The following is a 23,475-nucleotide window of genomic DNA, read 5'->3' as shown; positions in this document are numbered from 1 at the left end:
CTCGTCGTCGGCGGACGGTAGCCGCCACCAGACGGTCAGGGTATCTGGCCGACGCACCCGGCTCACCCTCCCGGCCGTTGGCCTTAGGCTGTGGCGGTTGCCGAATCAGAGCTAGGAGCCGTAACGCGATGCAGAAGTGGGAGTACGTCACCGTGCCACTGCTGGTGCATGCCACCAAGCAGATCCTCGACAACTGGGGTGAGGACGGCTGGGAACTGGTCACCGTGATCCCCGGTCCCAACCCGGACCAGCTGGTGGCGTACCTGAAGCGGCCCAAGTCGTGACCGCCGGACCACACGCCCGCCTCGCTGAACTGGGGCTGAGCCTGCCGACTGTGGTCCCGCCGGTGGCCGCCTACGTTCCGGCGGTCCGCTCCGGTCAGCACGTCTACGTCTCCGGCCAACTGCCGATGGCCGACGGAGCGCTGCTCGCCGTTGGCAAGGTGGGTGCCGAGGTGACCCCCGAACAGGGCAGGGAGCTGGCCGGCCGGTGTGCGCTGAACGCGCTCGCCGCGATCGACGCCCTGGTCGGCCTCGACGCCGTGACCCGGATCGTCAAGGTCACCGGATTCGTCGCCTCGACCGCCGGCTTCACCGGCCAGCCCGCCGTGATCAACGGGGCCTCGGAGCTGTTCGGCGAGGTCTTCGGTGACGCCGGCCGGCACGCCCGCAGCGCCGTCGGGGTGGCCGAACTTCCGCTCGGTGCGCCGGTCGAGGTGGAGGTCGTCGTCGAGGTCGCCTGATCCGGTGCGCACCGGCCTGGCGCAGGTCGGCACCCGAGCGGGCTGAAGAAGTCTCGGCGAAGTCACCGTACGGCCGTACCATCGCAGCCATGACCGCGCACGTCACCACCCCCGCCGCGGCCCTGGCCAGCGATCTGCCGGGCTGGGCGACCCTGGTGCGGGCACCCAACCCCGGGCCGATGACGCTGGACGGCACCAACACCTGGGTGCTGCGCCGGCCGGGCGAGCGGTACGGCGTCCTCGTCGACCCGGGTCCGGCCGACGCCGGGCATCTCGACCGGCTGGCGCAGCACGGCCCGTACTCGATGATCCTGGTGACCCACGGGCACCCGGACCATGTCGAGGCGGTGCCGGCGGCCGCCGAGCGGTTCCAGGCCCCGGTCCGGGGCCTGACCGCCGACCACCAGGTGCAGCAACCGGACCGGCTCGGCGACGGGACCGTGCTGGACGCCGCCGGCCTGACCGTCACCGTGCTGGCCACCCCCGGCCACACCGCCGACTCGGCCTGCTTCCTGGTCGCCGGGCCGGACGGGCGGCAGGCCGTGCTCACCGGCGACACCATCCTCGGCCGGGGCACCACCGTGGTGGCCTGGCCCGACGGCGACCTCGGCGACTACCTGACCAGCCTGCGGCGACTCGCGGCGTACGACGAGGTGACGGCGCTGCCGGGGCACGGCCCGGCGCTGGCCGACTGCGCCGCCGCCGCCCGGTTCTACCTGGCCCACCGGCAGGCCCGGCTGGACCAGGTCCGCCAGGTGGTGGCCCGGGGCGTGACCGCACCGGCGGCCGTCGTCGCCGAGGTGTACGCCACCGTCGACCGGGCGTTGTGGCCGGCCGCCGAGTGGTCGGTCCGGGCGCAGCTCGCCTACCTGCGCGGGCCGACCGACAGCGCGGCAGGTGACCGGGAATCGACACCGGGGCGGACCGGGTTGGAACGGCAGTGACCTGCCCGGTGTGCGGAACCGTCGCGGTACCCGGCGCGCGGTTCTGCCACAACTGCGGCGGCGCGCTGCCGGCGGCCGCCTTCCTGCCGGCCGCCGAACGCCGGGTGGTCACCGTGCTCTTCGGTGATTTGTCCGACTTCACCTCCTGGTCGGAGGATCTCGACCCGGAACGGGTCGGTGCCGTCACCGACCGGGTGCTCGCCGCCCTGGCCGGGGCGGTCAAGACGTTCGGCGGGCACGTCGACAAGCTGACCGGCGACGGGATCATGGCGGTCTTCGGCGCCCCGGTCGCCCACGAGGACGACGCCGAACGTGCCGTACGGGCCGCGCTCAGCATGCAGCGGGCGGTGCGTCGGGTGCTCGACGACGAGCGTGGCGGCGGTGCTCCGCTCGGCCTGCGGGTCGGCCTGAACACCGGTGACGTGGTCGCCGGCATTCAGGCTGCCATCGAGTACACGGTGATCGGCGACACGGTCAACACCGCCGCGCGGCTCGCCGACGCGGCGGCGGTCGGCGCGGTGTACGCCGGCGCCGGCACCGTCACCGGCACCCGGCACGTCGCCGCCTGGCGGGAGCTGCGCCCGCTGCGGCTGAAGGGCAAACGCGCCCCGGTCGAGGCGTACGAGCTGCTCGGTCTGCACGACGCGCCCGGCACCCGGTCGGGCATCGGCGACCAGGCCCCGTTCGTCGGGCGGGAGGCCGAGATCGGTCGGCTGGCGGGCCGGCTCACCGAGGTGATCGACCACGGCGATCCGCGGGTGCTGGTGCTCACCGCGGAGGCCGGCATCGGCAAGTCCCGGTTCGCCGTCGAGGTCGAGCGGTACGCCGCCGGCTACGACGTCGGCACCGGGCGGTACGCGGCGCCCACCGGCGCGCGGGTGCTGTCGGTACGCTGCGCCGCCTTCGGCGAGCGGCGTCGGCTGGCCCCGCTGGCCGACCTGGTGCGGATCGCGGCCGGGCTGCCCCGGGACAGCTCCACCGCGGTCACCCGCCCGGTGGTCGAGGAGCGGCTGCGTCGCCTCGGGCAGCGGCTGGCCCGGGTCCGTCCGGAACCGCCGCCGCTCTCCGTCGACCTGCTACTGACCCTGCTCGGGTACGCGGAGCCGCCCGCTGCCGCGCACCCGTCGTCCGGTCCGGCGGACCTGACCACGGACGCTCCGGTGCTCGACGCGGAGGCGATCCCGAGCGCGGTGGCCGACCTGCTCAGCGCCCTGGCCCGGGAGGCGCCGCTGCTGATCGTGGTCGACGACCTGCACGACGCCCTCCCGGACACCGTCGAGGTGCTCGGCGAGACGCTGTCCCGGCTCACCGGTCCGGTACTGGTGCTGCTGCTCGGCCGACCCGAGCTGGTGCGTACCGCCGGGGTGCTGACCGGGGTGGCCGACGCCGAGGTGCACCCGTTGCCGCCGCTGCGCGGCGCCGACGCGGCCCGGCTGCTCACCTCGTACCTCGGCGGTGGGCGGCTGCCGCAACCCGACGTGGACCGGCTGCTGGCCACCGCTCAGGGCAACCCGTTCTACCTGGCCGAGCTGGTCACCCTGCTGATCGAGCGGGGCGCGCTGACCCGGACCGGTCCGTCGGCCGACGCCGACGCCGCCGGCGACGGCGCGGACTGGCGGCTGGCACCCGGCTCGTTGAGCAGCCGGCTGCTCTCCCGGGACCTGGCCGCGGTGCTGGCCGCCCGGATCGACGCGTTGCCGGCCGACGCCCGGTCGGTGCTGCGTGACGCCGCCGTGGTCGGCGACGTGGTACCGGACGGCACCCTGGAGTCGTTGCGGGACCGGCGGGACGGCCGGCCGGCGGCGGTGGTGGCGGTCGAGCTCGACCGGGCCGTCGAGGAGTTGCTGCAGCGCCGCATGCTGCACCGGACCCGGGTCGGTTTCGCCTTTCCGACCCCGCTGATGCGGGAGGCGGCCTATGCCGGGATCGGCAAGGCCGACCTGGCGGAACGGCACGCGTGCCTGGCCCGGTGGGCGGCCGGGGCCGAAGCGCCGAATGCGGTCGGCACCGGCCCGGCGAGCGGTGGGCCGGGCGGGATGAGCCCGGCGCTGCGGGACGTGTTCGTCGCCGAGCACGTCGAACGGGCCGTCGGCCTGGCCGAGGCGGTCGGGCTGCGCCCGGACTCGGCGGCCCGCGCCGTCGGGCCGCTGGGGGTCGCGGCGCTGGGCCGGGCGGCCCGCCGGTCGATCGCGGTCGGTGAACCGGAGCTGGCCGTGGAGTACGCCGAGCGGGCGTCCGTGCTCGGCGGGGACGCGGTGCCGAAGGCCGACCGGCTGGTCTACGCCCGGGCGCTGCTGCAGACCGGCCGCCCGGCCGAGGCGCTGGCCACCGCTGAGAAGGTGCTCGCCAACGCCGGTGAGGACGCGGCTGCCCGGGCCGGTGCTCTGCTGGTGTCCGGTCGGGCCCACCGGGCGGTGGGCGACGCCGCCCGTGCGGTGGCGGTGTGGCGTGAGGCGTTGCAGGTGGCCACCGACGTCGGGCTGCCCGCCGAGCGGGCGGAGGCGATGCGCCGACTCGGGATGGCCGACTTCCTGGCCGGCCGGCTCAGCCGGGCGAGCAGCCGATTCGCTGCGGCGTACCAGGTGAACCTGGCAGCTGGCGACCGGCGTGGGCAGGCCTGGTCGTTGCAGAGCCTGGCGTGGGTGACCACGATGCGCGGCGACTTCGCCGGCGCCGACGCGGTGCTGAACCGGGCGGCGCGGCTGTTCGTCGAGCTGGACGACCCGGTGGGGCGGGCCTGGCTGCGGGGCACCACCGCGTTCGCCCGGCTGCTCTCCGGCCGGTTGGCCGACGCCCGCCGGTTGGCCCGGGTTTTCCTGCCGTTCGGCGAGCGGGTGGGGGAGGCGTGGGCGGTCGGCACGCTCCGGGCGGTGGAGGCGTTCGCCGCGGCCGAGTTGGGTGAGTTGGCCGAGGCGGACCAGTCGGCGCGGCGCGCGTACCGGGATTTCGACAGCGCGGCCGACGACTGGGGTCGGGGCTTCGCGTTGCTGGCGCGGGGGGTGGTGGCGCGCGGGCTCGGCCAGTGGGAACACGCCGCCGATCTGCTCTCCGACGCGCTCGCCCAGGGCGAGCGAATCGATCACCCGTTGCTGATCGGGATGGCCGGGACGCTGCGCGGCTTCGTCGCCCTGCAATGCGGTGACGTGGCCGGTGCCGAGCGGTTGGCGCAGTCGGTGCTGACGTCGGTCGAACCGCACAACCCGTTGGCCGCCGTCCAGGTGGCGCCACGGGTGCTGCTCGCGTCGGCGCGGCTCGCAGCGGGTGACCCGCCGACCGCGGTCGGGTTGCTGGCACCGGTCGCGACCGCGATGGACAGCCCGGCGGTGTTGTTCTCCCGGCGTCAGACGTTGGCCCGGTACGCGGCGGCGCTGCTCGCCGACGGGCAGCCGGAGCCGGCGCTGCACTGGGCCCGGCGGGCGTTGGACTCGCCGGCGGAGGACGTCCGCAGTCAGGTCGTCGGGTTCGGTGTGTTGGCCTCCGCGCTCGCCGCCAACGGCGAGCAGGTCGCGGCACGGCAGGCAGCTGACCGGGCGGTCAGTCTCGCGTACGGCACCGAGCAGGTCAGCGAGCGGGCGCCCGCCGAGGCGATCAGGTCCGCTGTGGATGACGGTGGCCTGGTCGGTGGGGTGGATCATGGCGGACCCGGGGATGCCGGCCGGGCGGCGCGCTCGCTAGCCTGACTCCCACTGTGCTCCATCCTGGGCGCACTGTGGCCGGAGGAACCCGATGAAGCTGCCCCGTTCGGTATCCGGATGGACTGTCGCCGTGTTCGGGGCGATGGCCCTGCTGCTGGGCGCGGTCGGCCTGGCTCAGCCCGATGTCCTGCTCGTACTGCTCGGCTTCGACACGCTGCCCACCGGGGAGCGGGCGGCCGGCGACTACACCCGTACCTTCATGACGGCGTCGTCGATGGCCTCGTTCAACATGGGCGTCTACTACCTGTTGGCGTCGGTCACCGACTGGCGACCGTTCTTCCTGTTCTCGGTGATCTTCCGGCTGGTCACCACGGTGGTCTTCACCGTGGTCGTAGTCGCCGAGGTGGCTCCGGTGCGGTTCGTCGGGGTGGCCGCCTGGGAAGGGCTGGGCGCGGTGGTGACCGGGGTGGCGTTGCTGACCGAACGTCGCCGCCGGGTCGGCGTACCGTCGCCCGGCACCGGCCGGTCGGCTGGCGACGGCTGACCCGGGGGCCCGGGGTCGCCCCGGCTGTCCGGGGTCTTGGGTACCGTTTACCGTGTGAACGACAGACTGCCGAGCGCGCTGCCGTTCCCCACAGTGCCTGGACTGTCAGATTTGTCAGTCTTCGCCAGAGGCGGCTACGCCACCGTCTATCGCGCGGTCCAGGAGTCGGTCGGCCGGGAGGTCGCCGTCAAGGTGGAGAACCGGGCTCTGGACAACGAGCGGGACCAGCGCCGGTTCATGCGGGAGGCGCGTGCCGCCGGGCGGATGTCGTCCCATCCGCACGTGGTGGACCTCTTCGACGTCGGCGTCACCGGGGATCTCCATCCGTACCTGATCATGGAGATGTGCGACGGCTCGTACGCCGACCGGATGCGCACCTCCCCGCTGGACGCCTTCGAGGCCCGTGACGTCGGGGTCAAGATCGCGGACGCGCTCGCCGACGCCCACCATCTCGGCGTCCTGCACCGCGACGTCAAACCGGCCAACATCCTCTACTCCCGGTTCAACGAGCCGGCCCTGGCCGACTTCGGCCTGGCCGTGCTGGTCGAGCACCGCGACGCCTCGGTCACCCTGGAGGTGCTGACCCCGGCGTACGCGCCACCCGAGTCGTTCCAGCACCGTCCGCCGTCGGCCGCCGCCGACGTCTACGCGCTCTGCGCCACCCTGTACGCCATCATGCGCGGCAAGCCGCCACGCTGGGACGACGAGCGCAACCCGAGCCTGGTGGCTCTCCTGGAGATGTTCGACCGGCCGCTGCCGGACCTGCCCGGGGTCAACCCGGCGCTGACCGATGTACTACGCCAGGGAATGGCGAACGATCCCGCTGCCCGGCCTCCGGCGGTCGTGCTGCGGGACATGCTGGCGGCGGTACCGCTCGGTCAGCACTGGAGCCCGGCTGCCCCGCACCGGCCGCCGTTTTCAATCGCCCCGGTCTCCGGTGGGCCACCGTCCGGGTCGAGCAGCTGGGCCGACCCGACGACCCCGGTGCCGTCCCGGCCGGAACGCAACCCGTCCTGGAGCGTTCCGGTGCCACCTCCGCCGGAGCCGGGCCAGGTGCCCGGGCAACGACCCGGCCCGCCCGGCCCGCCGCCGTCGGCTGCCGGCCCGTCGTCCGGCCCGTCGTCCGGCCCGTCGTCCGGCCCGTCGTCCGGCCCGTCGTCCGGCCCGTCGTCCGGCCCGTCGTCCGGCCCGTCGTCCGGCCGAACGGGTACCTCGCCCGACAACGCTGTCCGTTCCTGGCTGCGGACCCTCGCCGGCGGGCTCGGCCTGCTGGTGCTGCTCGCGATGACCAGCCTGGGCACCTGGATCGTCGCCAAGGGCTCCGGTCCCACCACGTTTCCCCCGATCACCGGAGCCGACCAGCGGACGACCGGTGCGGTGGCCAGTGAGAGCCCTGCCAGCGACCCCACCAGCGGCGGTCCGGCGGGCGCGGTGCTGCCGAACTGCCACCTGACGCTGCGACCGGAGCTGCGCTGTCCGGACGATCTTGAATGCTTCAACGGCCGGGTATCGAACTCTCCGCGTACCCTGACCGCGACCGCCTGCACCGGCCGGCACACCTGGGAGATGTTCGCGGTCGGTGAGCTGCCGACCCGGTTGCGGGCTGCCGACCATGCCACGATCCGGTCCGACCCGGCCATCGCCGAGGCCTGCGGGGCGGAGAGCTTCCGGCTGTTCACCCTGCGGATGGACGCCCACGACTGGCAGTACGCGGTGCTGCTGCCGGATCCGGCGGACCTCGCCGCCGGCGACCACCGGTACCAGTGCCTGGCGGGCAAGGGGCCCGGCCAACTGTTCGGCCCGACCCTGGCCGCCCGGTAACCGACATCCGGCGCAAGTCCGGGCTGTCCGACTTTCCACCCGGGGCGTCCGTTTCGTTGATTCGCGGGCGGTATCTCGTATTTTCCGGACGGTCCGACCCTGCCGCAGTGGTTCGTGCTCTGCGGCTGGACGCTGGCCGGCTGCCTGCTGGCACTGCTGACCCGCAACCGTCCGTCGGCCCGTACCCGGTCGACGACCCCGCCGAGTACGGAGATCGCCTGATCCGGCCCGTTACGAAGATCCGCTGAAGCCCTCAGTACGAAGATCACCGGATCCGGCGCGGCGCAACTCGGCGGTGCCGGGTATTGCCGGGAACCACTACATTGAGCGGAGCCGGCAATGTGGACGGCTGCCCGACACGCAATCGATCCTGACTGTCGCAGTCGTGAGGTTGCCATGACTGATAGATCCACCAAGTCACGCACGTACGTCGACCACCGTACCCGGCAGACTATGACCACGCTGGCGGTTGCCGCGACCTTGGTGCTGGTCGCCCTCGTCGCCTGTGAGGACAACCAGCCGCCGGACCGGCCGACCGTGCGGGATCTCCGGGAGGCCTCGACCATCAGCGACCAGACCGAGCTGCGCATCGGCGTCAATATCGACATTCCGCTGATGTCGTATCGGCGCAACAACTCCTACCACGGTTTCGACATCGAGATAGCCCGCTACATCGCCGACTCACTCGGCTTCGGCGACCAGAGCATCACGTGGGTGCCGCTGGACACCGAGGACCGGATCGAGAAGCTGCGCAGCGGCGAGGTCGACATCGTGGTGGCCAGCTTCTCCATCACCGAGGAACGGGAGAAGCGGGTCGGGTTCGCCGGCCCGTACCTGATCACCACACCCGAGGTGCTGGTCGCCACCGAGTTCGTCGACGAGATCACCACGATCACCGATCTGAACGACGAGGAGTACACCGTCTGCGTCGCCGGTGGCTCCACCACCGAGGCAATGCTCAGGGAACGGGGGATCCCGCACCAGCAGGCCGACAATCCGGCCGCCTGCCGGGACGGCGTCCTGGCCGGCGACTTCCATGCGATGGTCTCCGACGAGACGATCCTCGCCGGACTCCGTTCGGAGAACCCCGACGAACTCGCCATCGTCGACATGCCGTTCGGCGTCGAGGAGGAGTTGGGCATCGGGGTGCCGGTCGAGGACGAGAACCTTCGCGACCTGGTCAGCTACTTCCTGGACAAGAGCTATCAACGGGACCAACGGGACGAAGCGAACGCCTGGGAGACGGCGTACAACAACCATCTGGGGCGGTGGCTCGGCGAGGCCAGCCAGCCCCGACCGGACGGCGCGCCCGACCTCGTCGACCACGACGACAAGAACCGGCGGTGACCGCCGCCGAGCGCCCGGTCGACGAGGCGGACCGGCGGAACCGGGCGGCGCAGCAGTTCTGGAGCGTGGTGGTCGGCGCTCCGGCGATCATTTCGGTGCTCCGGCTGGTCGTCGAGGCCGGCGGCGAGCTCCAGACCACCCTGCTGCTGGCCGCCAACGTCAACCCGGTGAACCTGGTCGCCGCCTTCGTCAGCACGGCGAGCCGGGTGGTCTCCGGTGCGATGATGGCCCTGTTCGCGATCAGCGCGGTGCTGACCGTCAGCGTCAACAACGACCAGCGGCGGTGGGCGCGACGACGACCGCCGTTGCTGGTCCGCTGGATGCGGGTGGTGCCCGTCTGGTTCCTGATCGTCACCCTGCTGGTCGCCGTCGTGACCTGGAAGATCCTCTATCTGCCGCTGCTGCTGCCGGCGATCGCGGCCACCGCCCAGCTGCGCACCCGTACGGCGGACGAACGCGGCACGGCCGGGGACCCGCCGGACGGTGGCCGGACGAACCGGCTGACCCTGTTCGTCCTGCTGCTGATCGGCTACTACGGCCTGCTGGCGCCGACCCTGGCCGAGGCGGCGGTCACCGGTGAGTGGTTCGTGGCGCTGATCCTGGGCGCTCCACCGCTACTGGCTCTCGTCGTGACCGGCCCGGTGCTGCCCGGCACGGTGCACCTGCTGGTCGCGACCGGCCAGCTCACCGTCATGATCGCGCTGGCTTGGACGTCGTACTCGGTGGCCACCGCACCGGTGCTGCCCAGTACGGTGACCACCGTCGCGGTGTCGGGCGGGGAGACCGAGCACATCCGGGGCAGCGTGATCGCGGTCGACGACGCGAGCGTGGCCATCCTGCAGGAACAGGGCGGTGTCCGGTACGTGCCGACCGACGACGTGGAGGCGCAGGTGCTCTGCCCGAGCGAGGCGGACCTGCCGCGCTACCGCCTCTGGGTGCACGGGTTCCACGTCGAGGACTCGCTGCTGCAGGCGTTGGGGCGGGAGGTCCGACCGGTCACCCCGGTGGACGCGGTCTGCCGGGCGACCGCCTCGGTGAGGTGAGCCAACCGTTGCCCCGTCCGGGGCGGATCTGCCGCAGGTCCCCGGGCAGATCCGCCGCCGGGTCACACCCGGGCGCGCCTGGCGAGCCGCTCGGGGTCGAGGATGATGATGCTCTTGCCGTCGAGCCGCAGCCAGCCCCGGGAGGCGAAGTCGGCCAGCGCCTTGTTGACCGTCTCCCGGGAGGCCCCGACCAGCTGGGCGATCTCCTCCTGGGTGAGATCGTGGGTCACCCGCAGCACCCCGCCGTCGCGGGTGCCGAACCGGCCGGCCATCTGCAGCAGATTCTTGGCTACCCGCCCCGGTACATCGGTGAAGATCAGGTCGGCGAGGGCGTCGTTGGTCCGGCGCAGCCGTCGGGCAAGCACCCGCAGCAGCTGCTCGGCGATCTCCGGCCGATTGTTCAGCCAGGGCCGCAGCGCCTGCTTGCGCAGCCGGGCGAGGCGGGTGTCGGTGACGGCGGTCGCGGTGGCGGTACGCGGCCCGGGGTCGAAGAGCGACAGCTCGCCGACCATGTCCGACGGGCCCATCACGGCGATCAGGTTCTGCCGTCCGTCTGCGGCCCGCCGGCCGACCTTGATCTTGCCGGTGAGCACGATGTACAGGCTGTCACCCGGCTCACCCTCGTTGAAGACGACCTCGCCCTTGCGGGCGTCGATCGTCTCCATCTCCTTGGCGAGTGCCTCCGCGGCCTCCGGGTCCACGCCCTGGAAGATCCCGCTACGAGCCAGCACCTCGTCCATCGCGCACCTCCGCCTGCGCGGCGTCCGTTCCCCGGCACCCCAGCCGTGACCAGCCGCGCGCAGTCAGTCTAGGTGCACTCCGCCCCTGGCCGGATGCGCACCCTCCGAATCTTGATCCAGGAGCGTAACCCAACAGGGTGGATCCGTCGTTAATATGCGGCACCGTGCACGCCGACCGGTCAGCGCCGTGCGACCGGCGGACGCCGTATCGTCGACCGGTGTCTCCCGATGTCGCCCGCCCATGGTTCACCACCCGCACCGAGGACGGCCGGACCCTGCCGTACGCCTGCTGGGCGCTCACCGAGCCGCTGCTGACCATCAGCTCCGCTCCGCTCGGCGGCGGGATCGGACTGCGCTGGTGGGTGATCAACGCGACCGTGCCGATGTCGTACCGCCGCGACGACCCCGACACCCACCTCGTCGGTCTGGCCGAGCAAGCCGACCTGCGCGGACCCGGCGTCGGCCTGCTAACCGGGGTGGACGTGCGTCGGATGGTGACCCGCGACGAGGCCGGCGTGCAGGTGTGGGCGACCGTCGGGCTCGGCACCCCGGTGCTGGCCGCCGCACCCAGGACCGCCGGGCCACCGCCGGAGCAGGTCGGGACGATCAACATCGTCGCAGCGCTTCCGGTACGGCTCGGTGAGGCCGCCCTGGTGAACGCGGTCGCCACCATCACCGAGGCGAAGACCCAGGCGCTGGTCGAGCTCGGACTGCGGGCCACCGGCACAGCGACCGACGCGGTGGTGGTGCTCTGCCCGCCCGACGGGCCGGAGCAGCGGTACGGCGGTCCACGGTCGACCTGGGGCGGGCGGCTCGCCCGGGTAGCGCACGCGGCGGTACGTGGTGGCACCGCCCAGCGTGGTGGCACCGCCCAGGGTGGTGGCACTGCCCAGGGCGGTGGCGCGCCGGACCCGCAAGGACGGCAAATCGGACACGGGGACAAACCAGCCGGACGGTTGTCGTCGCCGGAGACTCCCGGCCGGTAGGGTCACGCCAGTGAGTGACGCCCAGCGTGCCGCCCGGGGGCGCCGGCGGCAGGAGCCCGCCGCAGGCCGACCCGTTCTGTCGATCGTCGTGCTGACCGCCGTTCTGCTCGGTGCCGTGCTGGTCGGCATCGTCGCGCTCGGTGGGATCAACCGGTCCGGATCCGAACCGCAGTGGCAGTCCGCTGCGTCGCCGACCGCCACCGCGTCGCCGGAGCCGCAGGAGATCTCGATGTCGGCTACCGGTGACATCGTGCTCGGCAACGCCCCCGACCGCCTGCCGCCCGACGGCGGTGCCGGCTTCTTCGACTCGGTTTCCGAGGCACTCGCCGCCGACCTGGTGATGGGCAACCTGGAGGAGCCGCTGACGGTCGACACCGGGACTGGCAAGTGCGCCCCGGACGCCACCCAGTGCCACCAGTTCCGGGCCCCACCCGAGTACGCGGCCCACCTGCGTGACGCCGGGTTCATGCTGCTCAACCAGGCCAACAACCACGGGTACGACTACGGCGAGGCCGGATACCGCAACACCCAGCAGACGCTGGAGGAGCACGGTCTGCGGCACACCGGCGCGCTCGATCAGATCACCGTGCTGGACGTCGAGGGGGTCAGCGTCGCGGTGGCCGGCTTCTCCTCGTATTCTCCGCCGAACAACAGCCTGATCAACCTGGACGCCGCGGCGGAGGTGGTCCGGCGCGCCGACGAGCAGGCCGACCTGGTCGTCGTGCAGGTCCACATGGGTGCCGAGGGAGCGGAGATGACCCGGGTCACCCCGGGCACGGAGCTGTTCGCCGGAGAGAACCGCGGTGATCCGATGGCCTTCGGGCGGGCGATGATCGACGCCGGGGCGGACCTGATCGTCGGCCACGGCCCGCACGTGCTGCGCGGCATGGAGTTCTACCAGGGCCGGCTGATCGCGTACAGCCTCGGGAACTTCGCCGGTGGCGGCGGTACGCTGAACAACACCGGCCGGCTGGGCTGGGGCGGGGTGCTGAAGGTGACCCTCGACCCGGACGGCGACTGGGTCGACGGTGAGTTTGTCGCCACGTACATGAACGGCAACGGTCTGCCCGTTGTCGACGAGCAACGCCGAGGGCTCGACCTGGTCCGGGAGTTGAGCGGGTTGGACTTTCCGCAGACCGGCGCCGAGTTCGACGATGACGGCACCATCTCGCCACCGTCGGACTGACCCGCCGACGTAGGCTGGCCGGTGTGACACCGCCAGCCCCCCGAGCCGCGACCGCCCCGGCTGCGGCCACCGCAACTGCGGCCGCCGGGCCTGCGGCAGCCCGGGCCGTGCGTACCGAGACCGACCTGGGGCGTAAACGTCGTGCCCGGCGGATGGCGAGACTGCTGGCGCAGACCCATCCGGACGCGCACTGCGAGCTCGACCACGACGGCCCGCTGCAGTTGGCGGTCGCCACCATCTTGTCCGCGCAGTGCACCGACAAGCGGGTCAACGAGGTCACCCCGAAGCTGTTCGCCCGCTACCCGACGGCCGCCGACTACGCCGCCGCCGACCGGGCCGAGCTGGAGGAGCTGATCCGGCCGACCGGGTTCTTCCGCAACAAGGCCGGCTCGCTGATCCGGCTCGGCCAGGCATTGACCGAGCGGTACGCCGGCGCGGTACCGCGCCGGCTGCCGCAGCTGGTCGAGCTGCCCGGGATCGGCCGCAAGACCGCGAACGTCATCCTCGGCAACGCGTTCGACGTCCCTGGCATCACCGTCGACACGCATTTCCAACGGCTGGTCCGCCGCTGGGCGTGGACCGACGAGTCCGACCCGGTGAAGATCGAACACGCGGTCGGCGCGTTGATTGAGCGCCGGGACTGGACGATGCTGTCCCACCGGGTGATCTTCCACGGCCGACGGGTCTGCCACGCCCGTAAACCGGCCTGCGGCGCATGTGCGCTAGCCCCGCTGTGCCCGGCGTACGGCACCGGTCCGACCGCCGCTGCCGAGGCGGTGAAGCTGCTCAAGGGTCCCCGCGCGAGGGAGCTGGCCGAGCAGGCCGGAATACCCGCCGACCTGGTGCCGGCGGCGGCCGTCACCGCCGAGGTGCCATGAGCGCCGGCCGCCCGTCGGGGCCTGGCCGTCAGCCCGGGCGTCGCCGTCGGCCGGGGCTAGGTCGCCGGCTCAGGCCGGGGCCGTTGTTCGCCGCCGCCCTGATGCCGTTGCTGCTGGCGGCGTCCGGTTGCACCACCGGCCCGGGTGCCGGGACGGGCGACGCTGCCGGAGCGTCCGGACCGGTCCCGTTCGCCGACTGCGCCGGCCTGACCGCACCGCCCGCTGCGGCCGCCGCCGCGCCGCAACCGTCGACCGACGTCGGTACGCCGGGCGGCGGCACCCCGCTGCCCGACATCAGCCTGGCCTGCTTCGCCGACGGGACGGTCGTTGACATCGCGGCGGTACGCGGACCCGCCGTGATCAACTTCTGGGGCTCCTGGTGCCAGCCCTGCCGCAAGGAGTTGCCGGCGCTGCAACGCCTTGCCGACCGTACCGCCGGGCAGTTGCACCTGATCGGCGTCAACACCTACGACGACCGAGATCCCGCCGTCGCCGTCGCCGAGGATCTGGGGCTGCGGTTCCCGAGCCTGGTCGACCGGGAGCGGCAGCTGCTGCTGGCGGTCGAGCGGGTCGGCCTGCCACTGACCCTGTTCGTCGACGGAGACGGGGAGATCCGTCGGACGTACGAGGGTACGCTCGACGACGCCACGCTCGCCGACCTCGTCGAGCGCGAGTTGGGTCTGACGGTGGCCCCGTGACCCACCCACTGCCCTCCGAACCGTTGCCGGCCTGGTGGCAGCCGCTGCTCACCCGGGTGCGCTCCGCCCGTACCGCCGATTTCACCCGGGTGGCGACCCCGGCCCGGGGTGGTCGGCCAAGCGCGGTGCTGGTCCTGCTCGGCGAGCATCGGCCGGGTGAGCCCGACGTGCTGCTGCTGCAGCGGGCCGCGACCATGCGTAACCATGCCGGGCAGCCCGCGTTCCCGGGTGGCGCGGCCGACCCGGGCGACCGGGACGCGCGGGCGACCGCGTTACGGGAGGCCGAAGAAGAGGTCGGGCTGGATCCGGGCAGCGTCACCGTGCTCGCCCAACTGCCGCGGCTGTGGATACCGGTGAGTGGCTTCGTGGTCACCCCGGTGCTCGGCTGGTGGCATCGGCCACATCCGGTGCATCCCCGACAACCGGAAGAAGTGGCACATGTCACTCGATTGCCGGTTGATGAGCTGGTGGACCCGGACAACCGACTCCAGGTACGCCACCCGAGCGGCTGGGTGTCACCTGCGTTCCAGGTGCGCGGCATGCTCGTCTGGGGATTCACCGCCGGGGTGCTGTCCGCACTGCTGGACATGGCCGGTTGGGCCGGTGCCTGGCCGACCGGTCGGATCATTGACCTGCCGCCCGAGCCGTCGCCCGGTGGCGATCCGTCGGCCGCCGGTCTGCCCGACACGCTCGGTGACCGGGCCAGCGGCGATGCGGCAACTGTGGACGGCTCCGCCGGCCTGCCGGGCTGACCGCCGGCCGCCACGTCCGTCTGCGGCCGGGCCGCTCGCCCGGTGCCCGTAGTCTTGACGGGTGTCCGCCGTCGACGTCGTGCTGCTGCTGCTTATGTTGGTCTTCGCGATCAGCGGTTACCGCCAGGGGTTCCTGATCGGGGTGCTGTCCTTCGCCGGGTTCATCGGCGGCGCACTGGTCGGTCTGCAGCTCGGGCCGCTGCTGGCTGAACAGTTCGTCGACACTGTGGCCCGGGTCGTGGTGTCACTGGTCGCAGTGTTCGGCCTCGCCGTCCTCGGCCAGGCACTGGCCGGCTGGGCCGGCTCCCGGCTGCGGCACGCCATCACCAGCCCGGTGGGGCGCCGGGCCGACGACCTCGGCGGGGCGGCGATCTCGCTGGTGGCGGTGCTGCTCGTGGCCTGGCTCGTCGCGGTGCCGCTGGGCTCCTCCGCGATGCCCGGCCTGGCCGGGGCGGTACGCAACAGCGCCCTGCTCAACGGCATCGACCGGGTGATGCCACCGCAGGCGCAGGCGTTGTCCAACGCGCTGCGGGACACCGTCGACACCCGCGGCTTCCCGGACGTCTTCGGCGGGCTCACCCCGACCCGGGTCCGCGAGGTACCGGCCCCGGACCCGGCGCTGGCCGGTTCCGAGGTGGTGGCGAACGCCCAGCGGTCGGTGGTCAAGGTGCTCGGCTCCGCGCCCCGCTGCTCCCGCCGGATCGAAGGCTCCGGGTTCGTCTACGCCGAGGACCGGGTGATGACCAACGCGCACGTGGTCGCCGGTACGCAGACCGTGGCGGTGGAGGTTCTGGGCGAGCGGCACAACGGCCGAGTGGTGGTCTACGACCCGGAGCGGGACCTGGCGGTCATCTACGTGCCGAACCTGCCGGCTCCGGTGATGCCGTTCGCCGACCGTCCGGCCCCGTCCGGTGCCGACGCGATCGTGCTCGGCTTCCCGCTGGACGGGCCGTACGATGCGCAGTCCGCCCGGGTCCGCGACGTCGGACCGATTACCGGCCCGAACATCTACGATGACGGTGAGGTCCTCCGCGAGGTCTACACGATCCGTGCGTTGGTCCGGTCCGGCAATTCCGGTGGCCCGCTGGTCGCGGCCAACGGACTCGTGCTCGGGGTGATCTTCGCGGCGGCGGCGGACGACCCGAACACCGGATTCGCGGTCACCGCCGAGGAGGCGTCGTCGGTGGCGGTTCTGGGAGTACGGAGCACCCGCCGGACCGCCACCGGGGAGTGTGCCTGACGTCGCTGCGGGCAGCCACCGTCGTCATCCGCATCCGCCGGGCCAGCCAGCTGCCGACGACCGCCGTGACCAGCAGCAGACCGCTGCCGAGCAGCCCCTGGCCGCCGCCTTCACTGCGCTGTCCGCTGATCGGCCCGATCGCCCATCCGGCTCCTTGGTCGCCGGTGTCCTGACCGCCCATCCGGGTCGAGCCGCCGGCCAACGTCGGCGCTGCGGACTCCAGACCGGGAGCTGGGCCGAAGCCGACCACACCCGGAGTCCGGTTGTCGTCGAGCGGATTGCGCGGCACCTCGTCGACCCCGTCGGTCAGCGCGGCCACCGGATCGACCAGGCCGAAGCCGTAGCGATCGTCCCGGCCCGGCGCGCCCATGTCGCGGGCGGTCTCGATGAGCCGGGTGACCACCGTGCCCGCCGACATCTCCGGGAACCGGGACCGGATCAGTGCTGCTGTCGCGGCCACCAGCGGAGCGGCGAAGCTGGTGCCCTGCACCTGCCAGTAGCCGTCCGGTCGGGCGCCGACCAGCCCGGTGGCGGGTGCGGCGAGGACCGTCTCCGGCCCGGTGATCGAACCGGCCCACAGTTGCTCGCCACCCCGGTCCATCCCGGCGACGGCGACGACGCCTGGCTCCCGGGCTGGATACCAGACCCGCGACGTGCCGTTGGCCGAGATGTTGCCGGTGCAGGCGACCACCACGACGTCGCTGGCGAACGCGTAGTCCAGCGCGGCGGCCAGCGCCGGGCTGTCGCCGCTGCCGCCCAGCGACAGGTTGATCACCCGGGCCCCGTTGTCGACCGCCCAGCGGACCGCCTTGGCGACGACCAGCGCGTCGTCGTAGCGGTTCTCCTCGTCGAGCACCCGGACCGGCAGAATCCGGGCGTCCGGGGCGAGCCCGAGTACCCCGTCCTCGTCGTCGTCACGGCCGGCGATCAGCGCGGCGACGGTGGTGCCGTGCCCGACCGGGTCGGACCAGCCGTCACCGTCGTCGACGAAGTCGATCCCGGGTAGTACCTGGCCAGCGAGGTCGATGTGGCTGGCGTCCACCCCGGAATCGATCACCGCGACCGTGACCCCGGCGCCAGTGGCGTACTGCCAGGCGGTGGTCGCCGACAATTCCCGCAACTGCCACTGTTCGTCCCGGATCGGGTCGTACCGGGCGGGAAGCGCGGCGCTCGCCGCGGCAGCGGAGCCCGTGCCGGTGCGTACCGGCTCGGGCCCGGGCGGCGCGGCCGGGCCGCTGACTGCGGTCACCAGGACCAGCACCGCCCCGACGAGCCAACGGGCGGCGCTGCGTGGATGGCGCGGCAACGACGTCACAATCTGGCCTTCTCACCCCAGCAGACACTTGCTGCACGGAGGTTACCGCGATTCTGCACTGTCAGAAGCAGTCTTGGGGGAAGCCGATAGCCGGTTCGCGACGCCGGTGGGCCCAGTCGGATCGGCCGCCGGCAGGTACGCCAGTTGCACCAGACGGATGCCGTCCCGGCGGGTGACCAGCCGACCTCGGCCGGGCGGTAGCGGCTCTGCGCGGACCCCGCCGACAAGTTGCCCCTCGTCGGGGTCGCCGGAGAGCACCAGGCCCGCGGCGGACGACTCGCGCAACTGCTGGACGAAGGGCTCGTACAGAGCCCGCCCGGCACCCCCGACGCGGCGGGCGAGCACCAGGTGCAGGCCGACGTCCCGGGCGTGCACCAGGTACCCCAACAGCGGTTGGATCGGGTTCACCGACCCGGCCGCGACCAGATCGTAGTCATCGACCAGGACGAACAGCTCGGGTCCGGTCCACCAGGAGCGGCCGGCCAACTGAGCGGCGGTGAGGTCCGGTCCGGGCAGCCGCCGACGTAGATGATCTGCGGCCGAGTCGATCAGGTCGGCGGTATGCGACGCGTTGCCGCCGTAGCCGATCAGGTGGTCGGAGTCCACCGCGCCGAGCAGGCTGCGGCGGTAGTCGACGATGATCAACCGGGCCTGCTCCGGGGCGAACCGACCGGCGACGGTGGTGGCGAGGGCGCGCAGGAAACTTGACTTGCCGGACTCCGCTTCGCCGAACAGCAGCAGGTGCGGATCAGCGGCGAAGTCGATCGACACCGGTCGCAGGTCCGACTCGGCCAGCCCGACCTGCAGCCGGAGCCCGGCCGTGCCGGTGCGGTCCAACGCGGCGTACGGCACCAGGCCCGGGAGCAGCCGGACCGGCGGTGCCGCCGGCCCTGCCCAGCCGTCGGCGATGGCATCGACCAGTGCGGCGGTGTCGGCCACCGCGGCGAGGAAGTGCAGGCCGTCGCTGGTGATCCCGCGGCCCGGCGACCCCGGTGGCACGTTGGCGGCCGACCGGTGCGACACCAGCGAATCGATCGGGTCACCGAGTCGCAGCTCCAGCCGGGAGCCGAACAGATCCCGCAGCGCCGGCCGGAAGTCAGCCCAGCGGGGTGCCGAGGCGACCAGATGCACCCCGTACGACAGGCCACGGGTGGCCAGGTCGGTGATCGACGGTTCCAGGTCGTCGTACTCGCCGCGCAGGGTGGTCCAGCCGTCGACGACCAGGAAGACGTCACCGTACGGGTCGTCCGGCGTACTGCCGGTGGCGGTCCCGGTCCCGGTCGCGCGGCGGGCGCGGTACGCGGCCATCGACTCCACCCCGTCCCGGGCGAACCGCCGCTCCCGGCTCGCGAGCAGGTCGGTGACCTCGGCGACGGTACGCCGTACCGTTGCCGGCTCGGTGCGGACCGTCACTCCGCCGACGTGTGGCAGGTCCCGCAGCCCGGCCAACGCCCCGCCGCCAAAGTCGAGGCAGTACACCTGCACCTCGGCCGGCGAACGGCTCAGCGCCAGGGCGCAGATCAATGTCCGGATCAGCTGGGACTTTCCGCTCTGCGGTGCGCCGACCACCGCGACGTGCCCGGCCGCCCCGTCCAGGTCCAGCCACAAGGGATCCCGGCGCTGCTCGTACGGCTTGTCGACCGCGGCGACGGCCACCCGCAGCTGTTCCGACCGGTCCGGGTCGGCCACGGCCGGGCCCCGACCGGGCACCAGCCGCACCGGACCGAGCAGGTCATCCAGCTGGGGCGGCTCGCCCAGCGGCGGCAGCCAGACCCGGTGCGCCGGTGGACCGTTCCGGGCCAGCCGGTCGACGCTCACCTCGAGCAGGCTGGCCCCGGTGCCCGACGTGCCGGGCGCGGCCGACGGTTCGGGCCGGGTGGCGGCCGCCGGCACCGGGTGCGTCCGGAAGCCGTACAGCATGGGCGTCGAGCGGGGACCACCGGCCCGGCGCGGGGCCGGTCGGCGGTACGGCCCGGAGACGTAGGCGGCCCGGAACCGGACCGGTGCCCCGGTGCCGTACCGCAGGAAACCGTGACCCGGCTCGCGGGGCAGGTGGTACGCGTCCGGTACCCCGAGGACCGCCCGCGACTCCAGCGCCGAGAAGGTCCGCAGCCCGATCTGGTACGCCAGATGGGTGTCCAGTCCGCGTAACCGGCCCTCGTCCACCCGTTGCGAGGCGAGCACCAGGTGCATCCCCAGGGACCGTCCGACCCGGCCGATCTGCAGGAAGATGTCGATGAAGTCGGGCTTGGCGGTGAGCAGTTCGGTGAACTCGTCGCAGACGATCACCAGTGACGGCAGCGGCGGCAGGGTCTCGTCGGTCGGCTGTACCCGCAGGTAGTCCTGTCGGCTGGCCAGGTTGCCCGCCCGGCGCAGCAGCTGCTGGCGGCGGACCACCTCACCATGCAGCGCGTCGGCCATCCGGTCCACCAGCGGCAGCTCCTGCGCCAGGTTGGTGATCACCGCCGCGGTGTGCGGTAACCGGTCCAGCGCGGCGAACGTTGCTCCACCCTTGAAATCGATCAGGACGAGGTTCAACGACTCCGGCGGGTGGGTGAGAGCCAACCCGAGGACCAGCGTACGGAGCAGCTCCGACTTGCCGGAGCCGGTGGCACCGACCACCAGCCCGTGCGGCCCCATGCCGTGCAGCGCCGACTCCTTGAGATCGAGCTCGACCGGCTGCCCCTCGGCGGTGACCCCGAACGGGACCCGCAGGTGGCGGTCGACTGACGGGCTGCGGTCCGGTCCGGCCGTCGTCCACCAGCGGGCGCCGGCACCACCGCTGCCGAAGCCGAGCAGCTGGACCAGGTCCGCCTGGGCCACTGCGGCGGATCGGGCCGGCCCGCTGTTCGTCGCGAGCCGTAGCGGGGCGAGCTGGCGGGCGAGGGCCTCCGCTTCGACGACACCCAGCCCGTCGGCCGTCCCGGTGTCGATGGGCCCGGTCGACCCACGGATGACCAGCCGACCGGACGGGCCGACCGACAGCTCCACGGTGACCCGGTCGAGTATCCGGGGTGCCGGTACGCCCACCTGGACCACGGTGACGCCGTTTCCGCCGCCGTCGTTCGCTCCGGTCCTGTCGTTCGCTCCGGTCCCGTCGTTCGGCTGAGTGCCGTCGCACACCACCACGACGTGCGCGGGGGACATCGAGTCCAGCAGCCGAGCCAGCTCCGCTGCGCTGCCGGCGACCAACCGCAGCGGGCCGGTGGCGTCGGTGCGCTGCGGATGACCAGCGTGCGGTAGCCACTTGACCCACTCCCACCGGTCGCGGCGGTCGGCCGGCGCGTAGATCGCGATGCGCAGGTCGTCCGGGGCGTGCAGGACGGCCAGCTGGGCCAGCACCGCGCGTACCAGCGCGGCCGGTGCCCCGTCCGGGGCATCGCCGTCCGGCCGTCCGACGACGAAGATCCGGGCGACGTCACGCAGCCCGACCACGATCGGCAGCCCCGGCACCACCGAGTACGAGTCGATGAACCGTCGTAGCGCCGCAGCAGTGAGCGGCTCGATCTCGTCCACAGGCCGGTCGTCGGCCGGTGGCACGAGCGGGGTGGCGAGTGGGCGTGATCCGACCCCGACCCGTACGGTCGCGAAATCCCGGTCGTGCGGTCGGCGCTCCCAGACCCGGCTGCTCGCCGCCGTCGACCACAACCGATCGGGATCCGGGTACCGGTAGTTCAGTGCGGTCCGTTGCCGGTCCACGGTCCCCCGGACCTGGCCGCGTAGGCCGGCCAACTGCCGTAGGTAGCGACGCCGGGCCAGGTCGGTCGCGGACCGCGTGCCGGCACCGGGCGCGGAGTTCCAACTGGTCGCCAGCATGGCCAGCGTCGACACCCCGAACACCGCGGCCATCAGGTACGGGTAGACCCCGCCGTCGCGGCCCGGCAGCACTGCCATCGCCACCGATCCGCCGGCCATCGGCAGCAGGGCCAGCAGGCGTTGCCAGCGGCCGGAGTCCGGATCGGCGACCTGCGGAGGCGGGGGGATGCGGACCTCCCCGGCCGGGATCCCGGGTGCCGGACGACGCTCGGATCTGTTGAGGACGATGCCCGCCATCGCGTCAGCTAACACCTACGTAGAGTGTTCCGCAATGGACCGGCGGTGGATGGCGGTCGCCGGTCCGGCACCGGTCCGGCCGTCGCGGCGTCGAGGAGGGGCGATGAACGTGAGCCTGGCCAGGATCACCGTCTGCGGACCGCACCGCCGACTGGATCTCGCCCTGCCCGGACACGTGCCGGTCGCCGAGCTGCTGCCGGAACTGCTGCGGCACAACGGGGACGGGCTGGCCGACGACGGGGAACGGCACGGAGGCTGGGTGCTGCGTCGGGCGGACGGGGCGCCGGTGTCTGCCGGGCAGGCGCTGCGCCAGCAGGGGATCCGCGACGGCGACGTGCTGCATCTGGTGCCCGGGCGGACCTACTGGCCGGAGCCGGAGTACGACGACGTCGCCGAGGCGATTGCGGCCGCCGCCAGTCAGCAGGGCCGGACCTGGTCGGCCGCGACAACCAGAGGGTACGCGCTCGGCGCGGCCGGGCTGTGGCTCGGCGCGGGATGGCTGGTGCTGGTCGGGGCCGGCACCGGGACGGCCGAGCGGGCAAGGGTGGCGGTCCTCGTCGGGGCTGCGGTGCTCGCCGTCGGGGTACTGGCCGGACGGGTCTGGCGGGACGCGGCGGCCGGCGTCGTGCTCGGGGCCGGCTCGTTGCCGTACGCGTTCGCCGCCGGTCTGCTCGCTGCCGGCGACGGTGATCCGGTCGGGCTGCGTCCCGACGACTGGCCGACCGCTGCGGCCATGGCGACCGGGTTACTCGTGCTGCTGGGCACGGCGGTGACTGCCGGGGCCGCGGTGCCCGCCGGCGGGCCGATCTTCGTCGCCGTGGTGACCGTGGCTGGGCTCGGCTCGATGGCGGCCATCGCCGCGTCGACGGTCACCGGGGCGGCCGGCGCGGCGGCCGGACTGCTGGTGGTGGTCGGTTGCGGGGTCGGGTTGCTGCCCCGACTCGCCGTCCGGCTCGGCCAGGTGCCGACCGTCGTCGGGACGAGCGACCGGGTGCCGGGTGCCGTGGCCCGGGCCGAGCAACTACTCACCGGGATGCTGATCGGGTACGCCGCCGTCGGCGTCGCGGCCAGCGTGGTGCTGGCGCAGGTCGGCGGGGTGGTCGGGGTGGTGCTGGTCGGCGTCGTCGGGCTGGCGATGTCACTGCGCTCGCGGTCGTTCGTCAGTACCCGGCAGCGGCCGCCACTGCTTGTCGCGGGGGCAGCGGCCACGACACTGTCCGTGTTCGGCGCGCTGCCGGCGTACCTGCCGGTGTCGCCGTCGACGTTGGTCGTGGCCGTGGGCATGGTCGCGGTGTCGACCGCTGCGGTCGGTGCCCGGTACGCCGGCCGGTCACCGTCGCCGTACCTGAGCCGGGCGGCCGACCTGCTGGAGATCACCGCGCTGGTCAGCGTCGTTCCGCTGGCCGGTGCCGTCTTCGGGCTCTACCGGTGGGCCGGGGGGGGGGGGGGGGGGGGGGGGAGGGGAAAAACGGGGAGAGAGAGGGGGGGAAAGATGCGCGCCCAAGAAGACCCCCCCCCAAGAGAACAACCAAATACTTTCTCCCCCCCCCC

At 73.0% G+C, this 23,475-nt stretch carries 17 protein-coding genes and 1 pseudogene; 15 read left to right on the top strand and 3 right to left on the bottom strand.

What is annotated here, in order from left to right; all coding sequences use genetic code 11:
* Positions 1-128: 128 nt before the first annotated feature.
* The 8 genes and pseudogenes from ACXAHD_RS07310 to ACXAHD_RS07275 all read left to right on the top strand — a co-directional run bounded on the left by ACXAHD_RS07310 (position 129) and on the right by ACXAHD_RS07275 (position 10,076).
* Positions 129-284: a DUF4177 domain-containing protein gene (locus ACXAHD_RS07310; RefSeq protein WP_123603862.1), complete on the top strand. Its 156-nt coding sequence runs from the start codon at positions 129-131 to the stop codon at positions 282-284.
* Positions 281-742, top strand: a complete 462-nt coding sequence (locus ACXAHD_RS07305) for a RidA family protein (RefSeq protein ID WP_281552778.1) — start codon at positions 281-283, stop codon at positions 740-742. Before ACXAHD_RS07310 ends, ACXAHD_RS07305 begins: the two co-directional genes overlap by 4 nt.
* 89 nt (positions 743-831) lie before the next feature.
* Positions 832-1,686 carry an MBL fold metallo-hydrolase gene (locus tag ACXAHD_RS07300; RefSeq protein WP_281552779.1) on the top strand — a complete coding sequence of 285 codons (855 nt, stop codon included), beginning with the start codon at positions 832-834 and terminating at the stop codon, positions 1,684-1,686.
* Positions 1,683-5,270 (top strand): annotated as a pseudogene (locus ACXAHD_RS07295) (adenylate/guanylate cyclase domain-containing protein); the annotation flags it as partial. The gene ACXAHD_RS07300 and the pseudogene ACXAHD_RS07295, both read left to right, overlap by 4 nt.
* Positions 5,271-5,412: 142 nt before the next feature.
* Positions 5,413-5,865: a hypothetical protein gene (locus ACXAHD_RS07290; RefSeq protein WP_289211975.1), complete on the top strand. Its 453-nt coding sequence runs from the start codon at positions 5,413-5,415 to the stop codon at positions 5,863-5,865.
* Positions 5,866-5,919: 54 nt separating this feature from the next.
* Entirely contained in the window at positions 5,920-7,686 is a 1,767-nt protein-coding gene (locus ACXAHD_RS07285; RefSeq protein WP_475049333.1) for a serine/threonine-protein kinase, read from the top strand.
* Positions 7,687-8,082: 396 nt separating this feature from the next.
* The gene (locus ACXAHD_RS07280) at positions 8,083-9,033 is read left to right on the top strand and encodes a transporter substrate-binding domain-containing protein (RefSeq protein ID WP_281552782.1); all 951 of its coding nucleotides are present in this window, start codon (positions 8,083-8,085) and stop codon (positions 9,031-9,033) included.
* Positions 9,030-10,076 (top strand): hypothetical protein, encoded by a 1,047-nt coding sequence (locus ACXAHD_RS07275; RefSeq protein ID WP_281552783.1) that lies wholly within the window; start codon positions 9,030-9,032, stop codon positions 10,074-10,076. The genes ACXAHD_RS07280 and ACXAHD_RS07275 overlap by 4 nt, the downstream gene beginning before the upstream one ends.
* A 62-nt stretch (positions 10,077-10,138) precedes the next feature.
* Here the strand turns inward: ACXAHD_RS07275 and ACXAHD_RS07270 are convergent, their stop codons facing one another.
* A complete protein-coding gene (locus ACXAHD_RS07270) occupies positions 10,139-10,816 on the bottom strand; it encodes a Crp/Fnr family transcriptional regulator (protein WP_281552784.1) in 678 nt (225 codons plus the stop codon).
* Positions 10,817-11,034: 218 nt separating this feature from the next.
* On the opposite strand from ACXAHD_RS07270, the gene ACXAHD_RS07265 reads away from it, so the two are divergent.
* The 6 genes from ACXAHD_RS07265 to ACXAHD_RS07240 all read left to right on the top strand — a co-directional run bounded on the left by ACXAHD_RS07265 (position 11,035) and on the right by ACXAHD_RS07240 (position 16,556).
* Entirely contained in the window at positions 11,035-11,802 is a 768-nt protein-coding gene (locus ACXAHD_RS07265) for an adenosylcobinamide amidohydrolase (protein WP_289211977.1), read from the top strand.
* 76 nt (positions 11,803-11,878) lie between these two features.
* The gene (locus tag ACXAHD_RS07260) at positions 11,879-12,988 is read left to right on the top strand and encodes a CapA family protein (RefSeq protein ID WP_475049370.1); all 1,110 of its coding nucleotides are present in this window, start codon (positions 11,879-11,881) and stop codon (positions 12,986-12,988) included.
* Positions 12,989-13,095: 107 nt separating this feature from the next.
* Positions 13,096-13,866 (top strand): endonuclease III, encoded by a 771-nt coding sequence (gene nth, locus ACXAHD_RS07255; RefSeq protein ID WP_289213682.1) that lies wholly within the window; start codon positions 13,096-13,098, stop codon positions 13,864-13,866.
* Positions 13,867-13,949: 83 nt separating this feature from the next.
* Positions 13,950-14,564 (top strand): TlpA family protein disulfide reductase, encoded by a 615-nt coding sequence (locus ACXAHD_RS07250; RefSeq protein WP_475049329.1) that lies wholly within the window; start codon positions 13,950-13,952, stop codon positions 14,562-14,564.
* Positions 14,561-15,316, top strand: coding sequence for an NUDIX hydrolase (locus ACXAHD_RS07245; RefSeq protein WP_475049327.1), 756 nt, complete (start codon positions 14,561-14,563; stop codon positions 15,314-15,316). The genes ACXAHD_RS07250 and ACXAHD_RS07245 overlap by 4 nt, the downstream gene beginning before the upstream one ends.
* Positions 15,317-15,377: 61 nt before the next feature.
* Entirely contained in the window at positions 15,378-16,556 is a 1,179-nt protein-coding gene (locus tag ACXAHD_RS07240) for a MarP family serine protease (protein ID WP_281552786.1), read from the top strand.
* Here the strand turns inward: ACXAHD_RS07240 and mycP are convergent.
* Together mycP and eccCb are read right to left on the bottom strand one after the other, a co-directional pair.
* Positions 16,477-17,871 (bottom strand): type VII secretion-associated serine protease mycosin, encoded by a 1,395-nt coding sequence (gene mycP, locus ACXAHD_RS07235; protein ID WP_289211978.1) that lies wholly within the window; start codon positions 17,869-17,871, stop codon positions 16,477-16,479. The genes ACXAHD_RS07240 and mycP overlap by 80 nt on opposite strands.
* 42 nt (positions 17,872-17,913) lie before the next feature.
* Positions 17,914-21,924 carry a type VII secretion protein EccCb gene (eccCb, locus tag ACXAHD_RS07230; RefSeq protein ID WP_281555802.1) on the bottom strand — a complete coding sequence of 1,337 codons (4,011 nt, stop codon included), beginning with the start codon at positions 21,922-21,924 and terminating at the stop codon, positions 17,914-17,916.
* Positions 21,925-22,027: 103 nt separating this feature from the next.
* On the opposite strand from eccCb, the gene eccD reads away from it, so the two are divergent.
* Positions 22,028-23,475 (top strand): type VII secretion integral membrane protein EccD (gene eccD / locus ACXAHD_RS07225; RefSeq protein WP_475049323.1); only part of this gene is annotated, 1,448 nt, incomplete at its 3' end.

The sequence above is a fragment of the Micromonospora sp. ABR4_055 genome, assembly GCF_056160425.1.
This window is presented reverse-complemented; position numbering and strand designations above follow the sequence as displayed.